This is a genomic window from Sinorhizobium saheli (assembly GCF_001651875.1).
In the GTDB taxonomy this organism is placed as follows: Bacteria; Pseudomonadota; Alphaproteobacteria; order Rhizobiales; family Rhizobiaceae; genus Sinorhizobium; species Sinorhizobium saheli.
The window spans coordinates 1-1052 of the sequence record NZ_LNQB01000002.1 but is presented as its reverse complement, the minus strand read 5'-3'; the positions used below and the strand labels follow the sequence as shown (position 1 = coordinate 1052).

The window sequence follows — 1052 nt, the reverse complement described above, 5'->3', positions numbered from 1 at the left end:
GGCTCGTCGGTCTGGATGATGGTGGCGCCGCGGTCGATCCAGAAGCCCCAGCTTTCCTGCGGTCGGCCGTCGAGGACGGCACGCTCGTCGCCGCGCCCGCCCGCCAACATGCCGGGTGGGCGGTTGACGATCGGATATGTGTTGACCCAGAGGTGCCAGTTGCCGCGGATTGCCTCGGCGCGGGCCTTGGTAGAGAACAGCACGCCGCCATCCTCCGTCATTGGCGTGCTGCCGGCATGCCAGTTGACGAGTTCGGCCGCCGGCGCGCCGAAGGCATCGGTTGCCTGGGCCATGAAGCGGGCATCATGAACCGCGTCGTCGGCGAGGATCGGCATGAAGGTGACGTCGGGGCCGACCGCAGTCATCAGCGCCTGGGTTTCGGCGATGCGGCGCTGGTTCCAGAGATTTTCCTTTATAAGGATCTGGTCGGCCATCCCGAGGGCCCGTGCCTCGGCGGCGATCTCTGGCAGGACAGCCGCCGTCAGCTTGTTGTCGATATTGACGAGAATTCTGTCCTTGGCGACCAGAAGGGCCTCCTTCAGGGTCGGAACGGTCTCGTCGGTCACGATGCCGCGGCTCTCGACGATCAGACGGCAGAGCTTCAACTCGGCCACCGTCCGGGTCTTGGTTTCGCCCCGGCAGGTCGTCGTGCGGTCGAGGAAGTCGTCGTGCATCAGGACCAAGGTGCCGTCCGCGGATTTGCGCACGTCGAGTTCGACCATCTCGGCCCCGAGGGCGATGGCATTGCGGATCGCTTCGAGCGAATTCTCCGCCCGGACCATCTCGCCCTGCTGTTTCCAGCCGGTGCGGTGGGCGACGACCATGACGTGGTGCCGCCAGTCATTCGCGTGTTTCAGCCGGTCGAGGATCTGGGTCGCGCGGGTCGCCTCGGCAGAAAATGCCGGCGGACAAAAGAACGCGAAAACGAGGGCGGAGAAAAAGACAGCAGTCCAGTGCATGCGATTCGCTCCTGAGCCGGTTTCGGTTCTGAAGCGCGTAGAGGCCGGGCGTGACAGCGTCGTGAATCAGCGATGACAGCTCGATGAAAACTT

At 64.4% G+C, this 1052-nt stretch carries 1 protein-coding gene; it reads right to left on the bottom strand.

The genetic code is table 11. The features are described from left to right. On the bottom strand, window positions 1–959 hold a 959-nt coding region (locus tag ATB98_RS00010; RefSeq protein ID WP_066867462.1), incomplete at its 3' end, for a glycerophosphodiester phosphodiesterase family protein. Window positions 960–1052 lie beyond the last annotated feature (93 nt).